Raw genomic sequence first — 15,261 nt, forward strand, 5'->3', positions numbered from 1 at the left:
GACCTGTGGCTATCGCGCCGGTGCCGCGCGCATCTGCCGGGTCACAGGATCGATGTAACCGGTGGGAATCTGGTAGGCCCGATCGTCAAACAGGTCGATGCCACACATGAGGTTCTCGATCCAGCTGAAGAAATCGCTGATCGCCTGCTTGCCCATGATGGGCGCGCCATGCTGTGGCACCAGCATGGCGATATCCAGTTGCCGTGCCATGCGGACCCACAGCCGCAGGATCTTGTTGGACACCATATAGCGGCGGTGAAATCCCTCCATGCGCGGGATGTGGGCCTGGAGGTCGGTCACTGGCACACGAGCCTCGGCGCCCGACATCATCGACACCCCCAGGTCGCCGGTGAACAGGATGCGGCTGACCGGGTCGTAGAAGTGAAAGTTGCCCTCGGAGTGCATGAAGTGCGCAGGCAGCAGCACCAGTTCATGGCGGCCCAGGGGCAGATGCCCGCCACTGTCGGGCACACCGATGACGCGATTTTCCGTCTTGCCTACCTTGGTGAAGTGGGGCGCAAAACGTTCCCAGACGCGTGAGATCACCAGGTCGGCCTTGGTGCTGGTCATCCAGCGATCCAGCGAGGCAATGATGTCTGGGTCTGCATGCGAAGCGATCAGGTACGACAGCTTGTGCGGTGGGAAGTGCTTGGTCATCCCCATGAACAGCTCGTTGAAGGCCAGGTTGCCACCGGGGTCGATGATGGCGCCGGTGTCGTCGTCCACGATCAGAAACTGGTTGGCCTGAACGGCCTGACCGTCTTCTTCGATGAGGTCGGTGAACATCAGACAAGCATGGTTCTTGTCGCGGTAGAGTTCGAGGGCCATGGCCATCCTGCGGTGCAATAAAGCACGAACTGTACGATTGACCCTCTGAGACGTCCTTGATAGAAATCAAGTGCCTTGGTGGTATTGGTGGCCAGAACCGTTGTCCCGGCCCTTCTGCCGCTTTTCAGCGCGGCGCTGACGCTGCGGCTGCGGGGGGCTGCGCAGGGCTGGCGGTACCGACGCCGGGGGTCAAGGTCTGGGGCAGGGTCGCACGCTGCGCAGCTGCCGGACTGCTGGGCAAATACAGGGGGCCCCGTTGACCGCAACCTGCAAGGGCTGCCGCACTGGCAGCAAGGACAAGCGTCCTGACTAGAATTTGGGAAGCTTTCAACATGCGCAAATTGTAATGACCGACCTCGAATTCATGGACCACGCCGAAAAACTGCTGCTTGCCGTCGAGCGCAGCTGCGATCGCATCAACGATGCGACCGATGCCGATGTGGACGCCCAGCGCTCCGGGGGCATGGTGACATTGACGTTCCCCAACCGTAGCCAGATCGTCATCAATCTGCAAAAACCTCTGCACGAGGTGTGGATGGCCGCGCGGTCCGGTGGTTACCACTACCGGTTTGACGGCCAAGCCTGGCAGGACACCAAAGGAGCTGGCGAGTTCTTTGAGTGCCTGAGCCGCGACGCAGCCGCCCAAGCGGGTTTGCCACTGCAGTTTTCAGCGTGAGCCACCCTCCTGGGTGGCTCACGTCTCTCAGGTAGATGGAAGAGCGTCCGCAACGCCATCAGTTGCGGAACAGGTCCAGGATGCGGTTCCGCTCTTCGGTGGGCGGTGGCGCTTGTGGAGCCACAGCGGGTGATGCGGATCGGTCATCGAGACCCACACTTGGAATACCGCTGTTGCGCGCGTACTCGTCGTAGAACCATTCCCCGCCGACATTGACCACGCCAGCGGGCACTGTGGGCTCCATGACGGGGACACCCTTGAGTGCACGTTCCATGAAATTGATCCATACCGGCAGGCTGAGGCCGCCCCCTGTTTCGCGGCTACCCAGGTTACGCGGCGTGTCGTAGCCAATCCAGGTCACTGCAGCGATCGTGGGTTGGTATCCGGCAAACCATGCGTCCACAGAATCGTTGGTGGTCCCGGTTTTTCCGTAGAGGTCTGGCCGCTTCAGAGTTGCTTGCGCCCGCGCTGCGGTACCGGAGCGCGTGACCTCTTGCAGCAAGCTGTTCATCACGAAGGCGTTGCGGGCATCAATGGCGCGCGGTTGTTCGCTGGTGACCGGCGGAGTCGTTTCAGAGATGACGCGACCCTTGTGGTCGGTGACCTTGGTGATCAGCCAGGGGTTCACGCGGTATCCGCCGTTGGCAAAGACGGAATAGGCCGTAGCCATTTGCAGGGGTGTGACGGAGCCCGCGCCCAACGCCATGGTGAGGTAGGCCGGGTGCTTTTCAGCATCGAAGCCAAAGCGGGATACCCACTCCTGCGCGGTCTTCGGCCCGACGGCCTGCAAGATGCGGATCGAGATCATGTTCTTGGACTTGGCCAGTCCCGTGCGCATGCTCATGGGGCCGTCGTACTTGCCATCGTAGTTCTTGGGCTCCCATGGTTGGCCACCGGTCACCCCTGCATCAAAGAACAGAGGGGCGTCGTTGATGACCGTTGCGGGCGTGAACCCTTTCTCCAGTGCCGCAGAGTAGATGAAGGGTTTGAAGCTCGACCCGGGTTGGCGCCATGCCTGTGCGGCGTGGTTGAACTTGTTCTTGTCGAAATCAAATCCGCCGACCAGCGCCCGGATGGCTCCAGTGCGCGGGTCCAGTGCCACCAGGGCGCCTTCGACTTCGGGCAGCTGTGTAATTTCCCAGGCGTTCTTGGGTGTTTTCACCACCCGGATCACTGCTCCACGGCGGATCTTGATGTTGGGCGCGGCCTTGTCACTCAGGCCGGACTGTGCGGGCTTCAGTCCATCGCCGGTGATTTCCAGTGTGTCGCCGTTCGCGCGGGCTGCAACGATCTTGCGCGGCGAGGCCTCCAGAACCACGGCAGAAAGGACGTCGCCGTTGTCCGGGTGATTGGCCAGCGCGTCGTCAATGGCGTCTTCCACCTCCTGGGCCGCCGTCGGCAACACCACAAACTTTTCCGGTCCTCGGTACTGCTGGCGCCGCTCGTAGTCCATGATGCCTCGGCGCAGCGCCGCGTACGCAGCCTCTTGTTCCGCAGCGTTAAGTGTCGTGTAGACGTTGAGTCCGCGTGTGTAGGCCTCGTTGCCATACTGCGTGAAGATCAGCTGGCGCGCCATCTCGGCCACGTACTCTGCATGAATCCGGGTACTGTCCGGGCCGGTACGGATCTTGAGTTCTTCTTTCTTGGCATCTGTCGCCTGCTCGGCGGTGATGAAGCCGTTTTCCTCCATGCGCTCAATGATGTAAAGCTGCCTGGAGCGAGCCCGCTTGGGGTTGCTGATGGGGTTGTACGCAGAGGGCGCTTTGGGCAGACCTGCAAGCATGGCCGCCTCAGCCACGGACACCGATTTCAGGGGCTTGCCAAAATAGGCTTCTGACGCCGCAGCGAATCCATAGGCGCGATTGCCCAAATAAATCTGATTCATGTAAATCTCAAGAATCTGATCTTTGGTCAGTAAATGCTCGAGTTTGAATGTCAGTAAGATTTCGTAAATTTTGCGTGTAAATGTTTTCTCTGACGAGAGGTAAACATTCCGCGCCACCTGCATTGTGATAGTAGAGGCGCCCTGGCTTTTTACCCGGCCAAGATTAGCCAAGGCTGCGCGAATTACGCCTTTGTAGTCAACGCCGCCATGCTGGAAGAAGCGGGCATCTTCAATGGCCAATACCGCATCCTTCATGACTTTGGGGATTTCACCAATGGGGGTGAGGTTGCGGCGCTCCTCGCCGAATTCGCCCAGCAAAGCGCCTTCGGCTGAGTAAACGCGCAAAGGCAACTTGGGGCGATAGTCAGCGAGATCAGAGATGTCCGGCAGGTTCGGATAGGCCACCGCCAGCGCCACTGCAATGGTCAGAGCCAATCCCACGGCGGCGGCAGTCGCCAGGCCCACCATCCAAAGTGTGGCGCGCACCAGCCAACGGAGCCAAGTGGGGCGGGTGGGAGCGGAAGGAGAGTCCTGCTTGTCAGAGGACTTCGATGAAGAGGGCGGCATATCGCTCCGGAGGGGTAAGACGGCCCATTATAAAAATGTCCGCTGCACCCCACTGAAAATCACAATGCCCGGCCCGTGCCCGTCTGCCCAAAGGTGCGTCATCGTTGCCAAACGGTGTTGCAAGGGCGGCTAAATTCGTCTGCTTTTGGCAACGCTCCGCAAGTGTTACGCGGGGAAAAATCTTTGCTGGAGAACTATCTTACTGATAGCATTCATGTGAAGTGTTAAGTTTTGTTGCCTCATTTTGGCAAGTTACAGGGGACCAATCTTGAGCTCAATGGGGTCTTTGTTCAGTCGCCAGTCTCCGCCGCTGCTGGGAATCGACATCAGTTCCTCCAGTGTCAAACTGGTGGAGCTTGGGCGCGATAAGGCAGGCGGCTTGGTTCTGGAGCGTTGCGCGATCGAACCGCTGGAGCGTGGCTGGATCACGGATGGCAACATCGAAAAATTCGACGAAGTTGCGGACGCACTGCGCCGCCTGGTCAAAAAAAGTGGAACGCGCACGAAGAACGTCGCCTTGGCACTGCCGCCATCGGCCGTCATCACCAAGAAGATCACGCTGCCAGGGGGCATGACAGAACAAGAGCTTGAGGTTCAAGTCGAGTCGGAGGCCAATCAGTACATTCCTTTCTCGCTCGACGAAGTGAGTTTGGACTTCTGCGTCATCGGCCCCAGCAAAAATGCGCCGGGGGACGTCGATGTTCTCATTGCCGCATCTCGGCGAGAGAAGGTCCAAGACCGCCAAGGTTTGGCAGAGGCTGCAGGCCTCAAGCCGGTGGTGGTGGACATTGAATCCCATGCCTCCCGATTGGCTGCGGGGCGTCTCATTGAGGCCTTGCCCAAGAAAGGCGTCGACGCAATGGTTGCGCTTTTTGAGGTGGGAGCACTTACCACCAGCATGCAGGTTATCCGCAATGAAGAAGTGCTTTATGACCGGGACCAAGCTTTTGGAGGAGCGCAGCTGACCCAATTGATCGTCCGTCAATACGGTTTCTCAGTGGAAGAGGCGGAAAGTAAAAAGCGAAATGGTGACCTCCCAGAAGACTACCAATCGGCTGTGCTGCGGCCGTTTGTAGACAGCATGGCCCAGGAGATCGGCCGAGCTTTGCAGTTTTTCTTCACCAGTACACCCCATAACCGTGTTGATCACATCATGCTTGCAGGTGGCTCCGCGCCGCTGCCAGGCCTGACAGAGGCTGTTACCCAGCAGACCGGCTTTGCGTGCAGCGCAGTCAATCCTTTTGACGGTATGGAAATCGGAAGTTCCGTTCGTTTGAAAAAAATGGTGCGTGAAGCGCCGTCCTATCTGACCTCGTGCGGTCTGGCCATGCGGAGGTTCCTGCAGTGATTCTGATCAATTTACTTCCGCACCGGGAAGCTGCGCGCAAACGTCGGAAGGAAGCCTTTCAGGCGACGATGTTCGCATCATTTCTGATTGGTCTGGCAATCGCTGGGGCAGTGTATTGGTGGTTTCAAATGATGATCACCGCACAGCAAGAGCGAAATGCTTTTCTTCAGAGTGAAATTAAGGTCCTTGAAGAACAAATCAAGGAAATTGCCACCATAGAAGACGAAATTGCGGCTTTGCGGGCTAGGCAGAAGGCTGTGGAAGATCTTCAGTCAGATCGAAATCTCCCTGTTCACTTGCTCAATGAACTCGTGCGTCAGATACCAGAAGGCGCGTATGTGACAAGCATTAAGCAAACTGAGCAAGTAATCGCTATGCAAGGGGTTGCCCAATCCAACGAGCGTGTTTCTGAGATGCTTCGGAATTTGACCGATAACACTCCTTGGCTGTCAAAGCCGGAATTGGTGGAAATTGTGGCCAGCAATATTGCTTTGTCGTCCAGAGACCAGCGTCGAGTATCCACGTTCAATTTGCGCTTCCGTCTGATGCGTACTGGTGAAGCGCAAAAAGCCAAAGACTCAGCTAGCGCCACGATTGGGAAATAGAGATGGCAAAAAAATCAAAAAAAGATATTGATTTCTCTGCCTTGCAGGAGAATGTTTCCCGGCAGTTCCGAAATTTGGATCCCAAAGACCCCTCTTTGTGGCCAGTAGCTCCAAAAATTCTGCTGTGTCTTTTTATTTCCATCGCGGTGGCAGCAGTTCTTTGGTTTGCCAAGATCAATGAGTATGAAGTCGAACTTGAAACCGAGATCGCCAAAGAGCAAACCCTGCGTCAAGACTATCAAGAAAAATTGATTAAAGCTGTGAGTTTGGAGGCTTTGAAGCGTCAACGAGAACAGGTCCAGCAGTACGTGATTCAGTTGGAAAAGCAACTACCAAGCAAAGCCGAGATGGCAGCGTTGCTCTCGGATATCAATCAGGCTGGGCTTGGAAGAAGTTTGCAGTTTGATTTGTTCAGGCCAGGGCAAGTGGTGGTTAAAGAGTATTATGCTGAATTGCCTATTCAAGTTCGTGTAACTGGAAAATATCACGACATGGGATCGTTTGCGTCTGATATTGCACATCTGTCGCGGATTGTTACCTTGAACGATATTTCTATTGCCCCAGTAGGGAGGGAAAAAGATGGGGCTGCGTTGACTATGGAGGCCACAGCTCGTACGTTTAGATACCTTGATCCTGAGGAGATTCAGGCTCAAAAGCAGGTGGCAAAGGGCGAAAAAAAATGACGTCATACAGACTGATTCTATTAATAGTGATTGTTCTTGGTTTATCTGGTTGTGGTTCTTCAGGTGATGACGAATTGCGTCAATGGATGTCGGAGTTGAGGGCAACAACAAAACCTAAAGTTACCCCTTTGACTGAGCCCAAGCAATTTTTACCTCAAACCTATGCAATGGCATCAGGGGTCGAACCATTCAATTCGATAAAGCTCACACAGGCGTTGAGACGAGAGTCTACCCAGACTGCCTCAAACGCCGCTTTAATCGCCCCAGAAATGGCCAGACGAAAGGAGCCTCTGGAGTCTTATCCGCTGGATGTAATGGCGATGGTAGGAAGTCTTGATAAAAAAGGTGCACCGACCGCTCTGTTGAAGGTTGATAATTTACTTTATCAAGTGCGAGTTGGTAACTATATTGGTCAAAACTACGGGCGAATAACAAAAATTACTGAAAATACAATTCAATTGCGCGAAATTGTTCAAGATGCGACTGGTGATTGGATTGAACGTGCGGTCTCTCTCGATCTGCAAGAGGACAAAAAATGAAATATCTGAAAATTTATCCATCAAAGATTTGTCAAATTGCAGTGGGATTCACATTTGCTGTATTGACGCCCATTAGTGCGTTTGCGCAGGTCGTGGTTCAATCTGTAGTGGGGAGTGTGCAGAACGGTGTAGATGTGGTTCGTATTGATTTTTCTGAACCACTGAAGTCCGTGCCCACAGGATTTTCCATTCAATCGCCTCCACGCATTGCCTTGGACTTTCCTAATGCGTCCAATGCCACCGGAAAAAATATTTTTGAAGTGAATCAGGGCAACGTTAAGTCGGTCAATGTGGTGCAGGCCGGTGACCGCTCCCGAATTGTTCTGAATCTTAAGCAACCCACTTCCTATCAGGCCGATATTCAAGGGAAATCACTGCTGATTTCTTTGGGAACGGTGCAGTCTGTAAATTCGGAAACTCAAGCGGTGTCTGCTCCAGTTTTTGCTGATCCTTCTAGTTCTGAGGTTCAGACACTGAAAGATGTTGACTTCAGACGAGGCGCGGATGGCTCTGGACGTGTGGTGGTGATGCTTCCCTCGAGCCAAGTGGGCGTCGATATTCGTCAGCAGGGAAAAGGTTTGGTGGTGGATTTTCTCAAATCTTCATTGCCAGAAGGACTGCGTCGGCGTTTGGATGTGGGTGATTTTGGCACGCCAGTGCAAGCTATTACCACCGTTCAGCAGGGTGAGCGGGTTCGCATGACTATCGATCCCGTTGGTGATTGGGAACATAGCGCGTATCAAAGTGATAGCCAATTTGTGGTTGAAATCCGGCAGAAAAAGGTCGACCTGAACAAGCTAACACAAGGCCCTGGATATAGCGGGGAGAAGCTATCGCTGAATTTTCAGAATATTGAAGTTCGATCACTTCTGCAAGTAATTGCTGATTTCACCAATTTCAATATTGTGACCTCGGATACAGTCACCGGTTCGCTGACATTGCGTCTCAAAGATGTCCCGTGGGATCAAGCGCTTCAAATCATAATGGAGGCTAAAGGCCTGGGGATGCGGAAATCTGGCACTGTGTTGTGGATTGCACCTAAAGATGAAATTGATGACAGGACGAAGAAGGACTACGAGGCTGCCTTAGCTATTCAAAAACTGGAGCCGCTCCGAACACAAGCGTTCCAAATGAATTATGCAAAAGCGGTTGACATGGTTGCTCAACTGACGGCATCGAGCGGTGGTGCATCTGGGGGGACCTCAAATAGATTCCTGTCGGAGCGAGGTAGCGCTATTGCGGAACCCAGGACCAATCAGCTTTTTGTGACTGACACGGCAAGTAAACTGGAAGAAGTACGTCAGTTGCTCTCGACCTTGGATGTTGCTGTTCGACAAGTGATGATTGAAGCGAGAATTGTTGAGGCATCCGATACGTTCGGGCGCTCCTTGGGCGTTCGACTAGGTGGAACAGATTTGCGTGCTAATCGTGGCGGTACCGGGGGGTACAATATCGGTGGTGGCAATAGCGTGGCGTTTGGCACCAGCTATAGTAACGCGGTAGCGTCATCTGGTGCTGGTGGGGCTGCTAATACTTTGGGTAGCTTTGTTAATCTTCCTGCTCAGGCTCAAGGAGGGTTCGATCCAGCAAGTTTCGCTATATCAATTTTTAACTCCGCGGCCAACAGATTTTTGAATCTAGAGATATCTGCGATGGAGGCAGACGGTAAAGGTAAGATTGTATCCAGCCCCCGTGTTGTGACAGCTGATCAAACCAAAGCATCTATCGAGCAAGGGACCGAATTTCCATATCCCGTAACAGCTCCAAATGGTGGAACGGTTATCGCGTTTAAGAAAGCAGTTTTAAAATTGGAGGTGTTGCCTCAAATAACACCAGAAGGTAATATCATCTTGGATCTTGATGTAAACAAAGATAGTCCAGGTGAAATTCTTCAAAATGTGCGTGCTATTAATACTAAGCACATTAAAACTCAGGTGTTGGTTGAAAATGGCGGTACGGTCGTAATTGGTGGAATTTTTGAATTGTTCGAGGATGATGCCGAGGCAAAGGTGCCATTTTTGGGTGACATTCCCGGCGTTGGTAATTTATTTAAAACAAAAACTAAGCAAGCAAATAAGCAGGAAATGTTGATTTTTATTACCCCGAAAGTTCTTACCGAGCGTGCTGCAATTCGCTGAATTTAATCTTTGAATGGGAACATAAATGTTGAAATATATCAAATTTGTGCCAATTGCACTGGTGACTGTACTTGCGGCTTGTGGCGGCGGCGGGGGGAATCCGGGTCAAACGGATGAAAATTATGCTATCACTTTGCGTGCGGAGAAAACTACTCTGCCTGTCAATGTTGGAAATTATCCTGTCGGTATTGGAGTCTATGCGCCGTTCACGACGGTTTTGTATGTGAATGCTACAAAGGGTGGAGCACCAATTCCGAGTGGCGAGAATGTATTTGGCTGCAATACAGAGTATGGTCTGAGTTCTGGGCCTCTGTATTATCTTGACGGTGATGAAGAGCATCAGGATGATGAGGGAAACCCCCTTGCATTCCGAAACATCGCTCTGGATGCAAATTCCGGAGGTAATTCTTTCCATTTTCATGCGGGTAATCAAGCTGGGGTGGCGACTATTACATGCTCAGTATCGGATCCCCGATCTGGACGTGTTGAAAAGGCGAGTGTAAATATTTCTGTCGGAGCGGGAGCGGCGACTGGTAAGCCTGCAAGTCTGCGAGTTATTGCTGCAACTCCTGAATACGTGGCTCAAAAATTCCTTGGAAGTAAATCCAACCCCAATGGTTTGATAAACCAAGTTGGTATTCAAGCTTTTGTTCTTGATGACAGTAATCAACCTACACCAGATGCTTCAGGTGCCAAAGTCCAAGTTAGAATTATGGCGGGAACAGACGCTGCCAATGGTGCTCGATTGGTTTCAGGGAATCAGTCGGGCAGCATTTTGCAGCTGCCGTCTACGGGTGGTGTTGCACTGTTCAGCTTGCTGAGTGGCGAAGAAACGGGGCCCATATTTGTGGAGTTCACGTCAGACCGCTTTGACAACAACGTTGCCAATGGTATTCAGGATCCCATTTCGATCATCGACGTGTTCCCGGTCATTGCGGCTGTGACTGACCCGCTGACACTGGCAGATGCAGATCTTGGAACAGTGACCAAGGGTGTTCCATTCACTTCCCTCTTGGCTGCGAGCGGGGGATTGCCGCCATTGACTTGGTCCGCTACGGGTTTGCCCGCAGGCTTGTCAATCAATTCCAGTACAGGAATGATCAGCGGAACTGTAAGTAGCTCCGCGGAAGAGCGTGATTACCGTGCGACCGTTACTGTCGTCGACAGAAACAAGATCGTTGACACTGCCGTCCTGAAGCTCAAAGTGGTGGGCGGATTGCCTGAGGACTTCGCGATTGGCGATTGCAACTCCGATACGGTGTGTTCGTTGGGCTCAGCGCCTGTCGGTGCGAACTTTACGTATTCCTTCGTGGCCTCTGTCAGCGATGTGACCTGGAGTTTCACCAGCCTGCCTTCATGGCTGACCAGTGGTACCACAAGCACGGCGGGTGTTTTGAACGGCGTGCCTAAAGTGGCAAACTGCGGACAGCAGCGGTTCCTGGTGACCGCAACGAAGGGGGCCGCGAAAGTGACACGGACATTCAGTATCACCGTAGTGAGTGCAAGCACTATTCCGCCTGGAGGAGATCCTCTCGAATACACCTGCCCCTGATAGAGGGTAGTCAGCCCGATGCTCAGAAGGCTTTTCGCAACGCCTTCTGAGCAATGTTGACACCAAACCCCAGGTATATCCTGGGGTTTTTTTTGAGAAATTGGCTTGTTGATCCCTGTTTTTCTTCGGTGTAGCTGCCGACGAGGGTTAGCGTTGCTGTACCTCGCTCGAGAGGGATGCATTGACGGGTAGACCCTTGGGGTAAGGGAGAATGGCGCGAACTGAGTCAGTAGACCTCAATTTCCTGGGCCAAGACCCTATGCGATTCGTGTGCGTTTGCTGTCTAGCTATCCAATGCGTATTCCGCCCGATAGCCGGGACGAACTTGGCCCATATGCGAAGTTCATTAAGATAAAAACGGATCCAGGGCAGTGATGTTTCACAGTCGTTCAACCAAACTGCAACAATATTCCATGCCACAGATTGATCAAGCCGTCACCATTGAGCTGGCTGAGCGTAGCTATCGCATACTGATCGGAGATGGCCTTTTGGCCGACGCGGCGTCCTACGCCGGTTTGCCTCGCGCGAGCACGGCATTGATTGTGAGTAACACCACGGTCGCCCGTTTGTATGCAGATGCTTTGCGGGAAGCACTTGCAGGCCGTTATACGCAGATTCATGAGTTGCACTTGCCTGACGGAGAAGAGCATAAGAATTGGCAGACTTTGCAGCTCATTTTCGACTCGCTGCTGTCCAACACTTGTGATCGGAAGACAACCGTTTTTGCGCTAGGAGGGGGAGTCGTCGGTGACATGACAGGCTTTGCTGCGGCCAGTTACATGCGGGGAGTGCCCTTTGTGCAAGTACCCACCACGCTGCTGGCCCAGGTGGATTCTTCGGTGGGTGGCAAGACGGCGATCAACCATCCACTCGGTAAGAACATGATTGGTGCGTTTTACCAGCCGCAGTTGGTGGTGTGCGACCTTGCGGTGCTCGATACGTTGCCAGCGCGCGAATTCAGTGCCGGTCTTGCAGAGGTCATCAAATACGGACCGATCTCGGACATGGCCTTCTTTGATTGGCTGGAACGGAATATGGATGCCCTGATCGCGCACGACCGCGACGCCCTCGCGCACGCTGTACGGCGCAGTTGCGAGATCAAGGCCTGGGTTGTCGGCCAGGATGAAAAAGAGACGGGCCTTCGTGCCATCCTCAATTTTGGCCATACCTTTGGGCACGCCATTGAAGCTGGCATGGGTTATGGCGTGTGGCTGCATGGTGAGGGCGTTGGTGCCGGCATGGTGATGGCGGCAGAGCTTTCTCGGAGGCTTGGCTTGGTGGACGGCGAATTTGTGGCCCGCCTGAATCTGCTGATTCAGCGCGCGGGGTTGCCCACCAAGGGGCCCATTCTGGACGCCGCAGACAATGCCGGCCGTTATTTGGAACTGATGCGCATCGATAAGAAATCCGAAGCCGGTGAGATCCGATTTGTCGTGATCGATGGCCCGGGCAAGGCGGCAGTGCGCGCTGCACCGGACAGCTTGGTGCGCGAAGTGATTGATGCATGTTGTGCCTAGAAGGTGCTTGTCACTAATTGCTATAAATAGTATAGCTATTTGCGCTTTATAGATAAGCGCTGGCGGCAATTTTGATTCCGATCACTGACCTGGCTCCGTACGCCTGCCACCCTGCTGCGACCAGGGGGCGGCGCTACCCCGAAACACCGGCACCCACACGGACCGAATACCAGCGTGATCGAGACCGGATCGTGCACTCCACTGCATTTCGGCGATTGGTCTACAAGACGCAGGTCTTTCTCAACCATGAAGGGGACCTGTTTCGCACACGCCTGACGCACTCGCTGGAGGTCGCCCAATTGGGGCGGTCCATCGCTCGCTCCTTGCGCATCAACGAAGACCTGGTGGAAGCGATCTCGTTGGCCCACGATCTTGGGCACACGCCGTTTGGACATGCCGGCCAGGATGCGCTGCATGGGTGCATGGCGGAGCACGGGGGCTTTGAGCACAACCTGCAGAGTTTGCGGGTAGTGGACAAGCTGGAGGAGCGTTATCCACAGTACGACGGACTGAACTTGACCTTCGAGACGCGTGAAGGCGTGCTCAAGCACTGTTCCAGGCAACACGCACAGCAGTTGGAGCGGGAAGAGCCCGGTGGCGTTGGTGCAAGGTTTTTGCGCCGGGAGCAGCCCAGCCTGGAGGCGCAGCTGTGCAACTTAGCCGATGAAATCGCCTACAACGCGCACGACATCGATGACGGCGTGCGCTCTGGGCTGATCACGCTGGCGCAATTGCAGGACGTGCCCTTGTTCGACCAGTACCGCGCCGCGGCCCAGGCCGAGTACCCGGATCTCGTGCAGCCGCTGCTGCAACGGCGCCTGTTGTTTGAAGCCATACGGCGCATGCTCAGCGCGCAGGTTTATGACGTGATTGATGCCACGCAGGCAGCACTGGCCAGGCACGCGCCCACTGATGTGCAGGCCGTGCGCCAATCGCCGTCGCTCGTGATGTTTGGCGATGCCATGCGTGCGCGCTCGCTGGAACTCAAGCAGTTCCTCTTTAAAAACCTGTACCGCCATCCACGCGTCATGGAGACCACGGGACGTGCGCAGGAGGTCGTGCGCGACCTGTTTGGAGCGTACACGGCCTCCCCCCAAGAAATGAAGGCGGCGTTTGCCGAGCAGGCCTCTGTGGACTGCGGCCCGCTGCGGGCAAGGGCTGTGGCGGATTTCATTGCGGGCATGACAGACCGGTTTGCAGCGCGGGAGCATGAGCGCCTGACGGGACGGCGGCTTTTCGACTAGCGGCTGTGGGGGTGGGCAGGGCGCCCGGTAAAATCTACCTCGCACTTCTTCGCGCCCCGTGCGCCCGTTTCATGACTTCCTCCCCCCCCTTTACGGCCTCGGTGGCCTCTTCGGAGCCTGCCGATTTGTTCGTTCGCAACACCGTCCGTTGGCTGGAGCGAGCAGTGATCGGGCTCAACCTGTGCCCTTTTGCCAAGGGTGTTCATGTCAAAGGGCAGATTCACTACGTGGTCGCGCTGACCGAAGACTTGACGGACGTGCTGGCTCTTCTGCGCAGTGAGCTGTCTGCCCTGGTGGCGACCCCTGCCGAAACGCGGGACACCACCTTGCTGATACTCCCTCACTGCCTCCAGGATTTTCTTGATTTCAACGATTTTCTGGGAGATGCGGAGGCACTGCTGGAGGCCATGGAGCTCGACGGCACGCTGCAGATCGCGAGTTTTCACCCCCAGTTTCAGTTTGCGGGCACCGATGTGGATGACGTGACCAATTGCACCAACCGTTCGCCATACCCCACACTGCATCTGCTGCGGGAGGAGAGCATCGACCGCGCCGTGGAGGTGTTTCCGGAGGCGGAAACAATTTTTGAGCGAAATATTGAGGTGCTGCAGGCATTGGGCATGCAGGGCTGGTCCGCGCTGGATGTGGGCCCCAGCGCTGGCACGCCATCGCTGCCGGAAGCGAGCCAGGACGTTCGATGATGAGAAAGACCAAAGACCTCTCTGCAGCCCGCGCGCAGCAGCCGCATGCTTCCCGCCCGAAGGCGGCCGCCTCCAAGGCCGAGTCTGCGGAGCTTTCCGAACTGCGGCCGGGCCAGTCGATAGAACTGCTCAAGGAACTGCACATCCTCACGCGCGATGGACGCCTGAATCAGGACTCGCGGCGCAAGCTCAAGCAGGTCTACCACCTGTTCAACTTCATCGAGCCGTTGCTCACGGAGCTTGCCACCACCGACCAGGGGCCGACGCTCGCAGACCATGGGGCGGGCAAGTCGTATCTGGGTTTTATCCTGTACGACCTGTACTTCAAGGCCCTGGGGCACGGGCACATCTACGGGGTGGAAACGCGCGCCGAGCTGGTGGACAAATCCCGCCTGCTGGCGCAGAAACTGGGCTTTGAACGCATGTCGTTCCTGAATGTGTCGGTGGCGGAATCCACCGGTGCAGATGAATTGCCAGCCAGGATCGATGTGGTCACCGCCTTGCATGCCTGTGACACCGCCACGGACGATGCCATTGCTTTCGGACTGCAGAAACAGGCCCGGGCGATGGTGCTGGTGCCGTGCTGCCAGGCTGAGATGGCCGCCTGCCTGCGGCAGGGCAAGGCCTTGCAGCTGTCGCGCACGCCCTTGGCCGAGCTGTGGCGCCACCCGCTGCACACGCGCGAACTGGGCAGCCAGGTCACCAATGTGTTGCGCTGTCTGTACCTGGAGGCGAGTGGCTACCAGGTCACCGTGACAGAGCTGGTAGGCTGGGAGCACAGCATGAAGAATGAGCTGATCATTGCCCGCTACACGGGGCAGAAAAAGCGCAGCGCCTCGGAGCGCCTGCGCGCCATTCTGGAAGAGTTTGGCCTTGACAAGGCGCTGGGGGCTCGCTTTGGTCTGAAGCCGGAGGCTCGCGATACCCAGGTTGCCGTGGAATTGGTGCAGGACTGACGTCGCGCCATACGTTGTTGTC

At 55.2% G+C, this 15,261-nt stretch carries 14 protein-coding genes; 11 read left to right on the forward strand and 3 right to left on the reverse strand.

All coding sequences use genetic code 11. The features are described from left to right. Window positions 1-9: 9 nt before the first annotated feature. Together ACODS0_RS14905 and lptM are read right to left on the reverse strand one after the other, a co-directional pair. Window positions 10-828: an oxygen-binding di-iron domain-containing protein gene (locus tag ACODS0_RS14905; protein WP_218298730.1), complete on the reverse strand. Its 819-nt coding sequence runs from the start codon at window positions 826-828 to the stop codon at window positions 10-12. Window positions 829-952: 124 nt separating this feature from the next. Then, window positions 953-1,162 (reverse strand): LPS translocon maturation chaperone LptM, encoded by a 210-nt coding sequence (gene lptM, locus ACODS0_RS14910; protein WP_228898816.1) that lies wholly within the window; start codon window positions 1,160-1,162, stop codon window positions 953-955. Between the two features lie 12 nt (window positions 1,163-1,174). Here lptM and cyaY point away from each other — a divergent pair, with 12 nt between their 5' ends. Then, on the forward strand, window positions 1,175-1,504 hold the full coding sequence (gene cyaY / locus ACODS0_RS14915) for an iron donor protein CyaY (RefSeq protein WP_121422414.1): 330 nt from the start codon (window positions 1,175-1,177) through the stop codon (window positions 1,502-1,504). Between the two features lie 58 nt (window positions 1,505-1,562). Here cyaY and ACODS0_RS14920 read toward each other — a convergent pair whose 3' ends face one another. After that, window positions 1,563-3,956 (reverse strand): penicillin-binding protein 1A, encoded by a 2,394-nt coding sequence (locus ACODS0_RS14920; protein WP_055399278.1) that lies wholly within the window; start codon window positions 3,954-3,956, stop codon window positions 1,563-1,565. A gap of 268 nt (window positions 3,957-4,224) precedes the next feature. Here ACODS0_RS14920 and ACODS0_RS14925 point away from each other — a divergent pair, with 268 nt between their 5' ends. The 10 genes from ACODS0_RS14925 to ACODS0_RS14970 all read left to right on the forward strand — a co-directional run bounded on the left by ACODS0_RS14925 (window position 4,225) and on the right by ACODS0_RS14970 (window position 15,239). Then, window positions 4,225-5,304: a pilus assembly protein PilM gene (locus tag ACODS0_RS14925; RefSeq protein ID WP_055399276.1), complete on the forward strand. Its 1,080-nt coding sequence runs from the start codon at window positions 4,225-4,227 to the stop codon at window positions 5,302-5,304. Then, window positions 5,301-5,909 (forward strand): PilN domain-containing protein, encoded by a 609-nt coding sequence (locus ACODS0_RS14930; protein WP_055399274.1) that lies wholly within the window; start codon window positions 5,301-5,303, stop codon window positions 5,907-5,909. The genes ACODS0_RS14925 and ACODS0_RS14930 overlap by 4 nt, the downstream gene beginning before the upstream one ends. Before the next feature lie 2 nt (window positions 5,910-5,911). Continuing rightward, window positions 5,912-6,592: a type IV pilus inner membrane component PilO gene (locus ACODS0_RS14935; protein ID WP_055399272.1), complete on the forward strand. Its 681-nt coding sequence runs from the start codon at window positions 5,912-5,914 to the stop codon at window positions 6,590-6,592. After that, window positions 6,589-7,131, forward strand: coding sequence for a pilus assembly protein PilP (locus tag ACODS0_RS14940; protein WP_082437492.1), 543 nt, complete (start codon window positions 6,589-6,591; stop codon window positions 7,129-7,131). Before ACODS0_RS14935 ends, ACODS0_RS14940 begins: the two co-directional genes overlap by 4 nt. Then, window positions 7,128-9,269, forward strand: coding sequence for a type IV pilus secretin PilQ (locus ACODS0_RS14945; protein WP_156358764.1), 2,142 nt, complete (start codon window positions 7,128-7,130; stop codon window positions 9,267-9,269). Before ACODS0_RS14940 ends, ACODS0_RS14945 begins: the two co-directional genes overlap by 4 nt. A gap of 25 nt (window positions 9,270-9,294) precedes the next feature. Continuing rightward, the gene (locus ACODS0_RS14950; RefSeq protein WP_488835846.1) at window positions 9,295-10,821 is read left to right on the forward strand and encodes a putative Ig domain-containing protein; all 1,527 of its coding nucleotides are present in this window, start codon (window positions 9,295-9,297) and stop codon (window positions 10,819-10,821) included. A gap of 413 nt (window positions 10,822-11,234) precedes the next feature. After that, complete coding sequence (gene aroB, locus ACODS0_RS14955; RefSeq protein ID WP_488835847.1) at window positions 11,235-12,338, forward strand: 3-dehydroquinate synthase; 1,104 nt, start codon at window positions 11,235-11,237, stop codon at window positions 12,336-12,338. 71 nt (window positions 12,339-12,409) lie between these two features. Then, window positions 12,410-13,582 carry a deoxyguanosinetriphosphate triphosphohydrolase gene (locus tag ACODS0_RS14960; RefSeq protein ID WP_488835848.1) on the forward strand — a complete coding sequence of 391 codons (1,173 nt, stop codon included), beginning with the start codon at window positions 12,410-12,412 and terminating at the stop codon, window positions 13,580-13,582. Between the two features lie 71 nt (window positions 13,583-13,653). After that, window positions 13,654-14,283, forward strand: coding sequence for a DUF1415 domain-containing protein (locus ACODS0_RS14965; protein ID WP_488835849.1), 630 nt, complete (start codon window positions 13,654-13,656; stop codon window positions 14,281-14,283). Further along, the gene (locus tag ACODS0_RS14970; RefSeq protein WP_228898799.1) at window positions 14,283-15,239 is read left to right on the forward strand and encodes a class I SAM-dependent methyltransferase; all 957 of its coding nucleotides are present in this window, start codon (window positions 14,283-14,285) and stop codon (window positions 15,237-15,239) included. The genes ACODS0_RS14965 and ACODS0_RS14970 overlap by 1 nt, the downstream gene beginning before the upstream one ends. The last annotated feature ends 22 nt before the right edge of the window (window positions 15,240-15,261 follow it).

Source organism: Acidovorax sp. FG60, assembly GCF_057808995.1.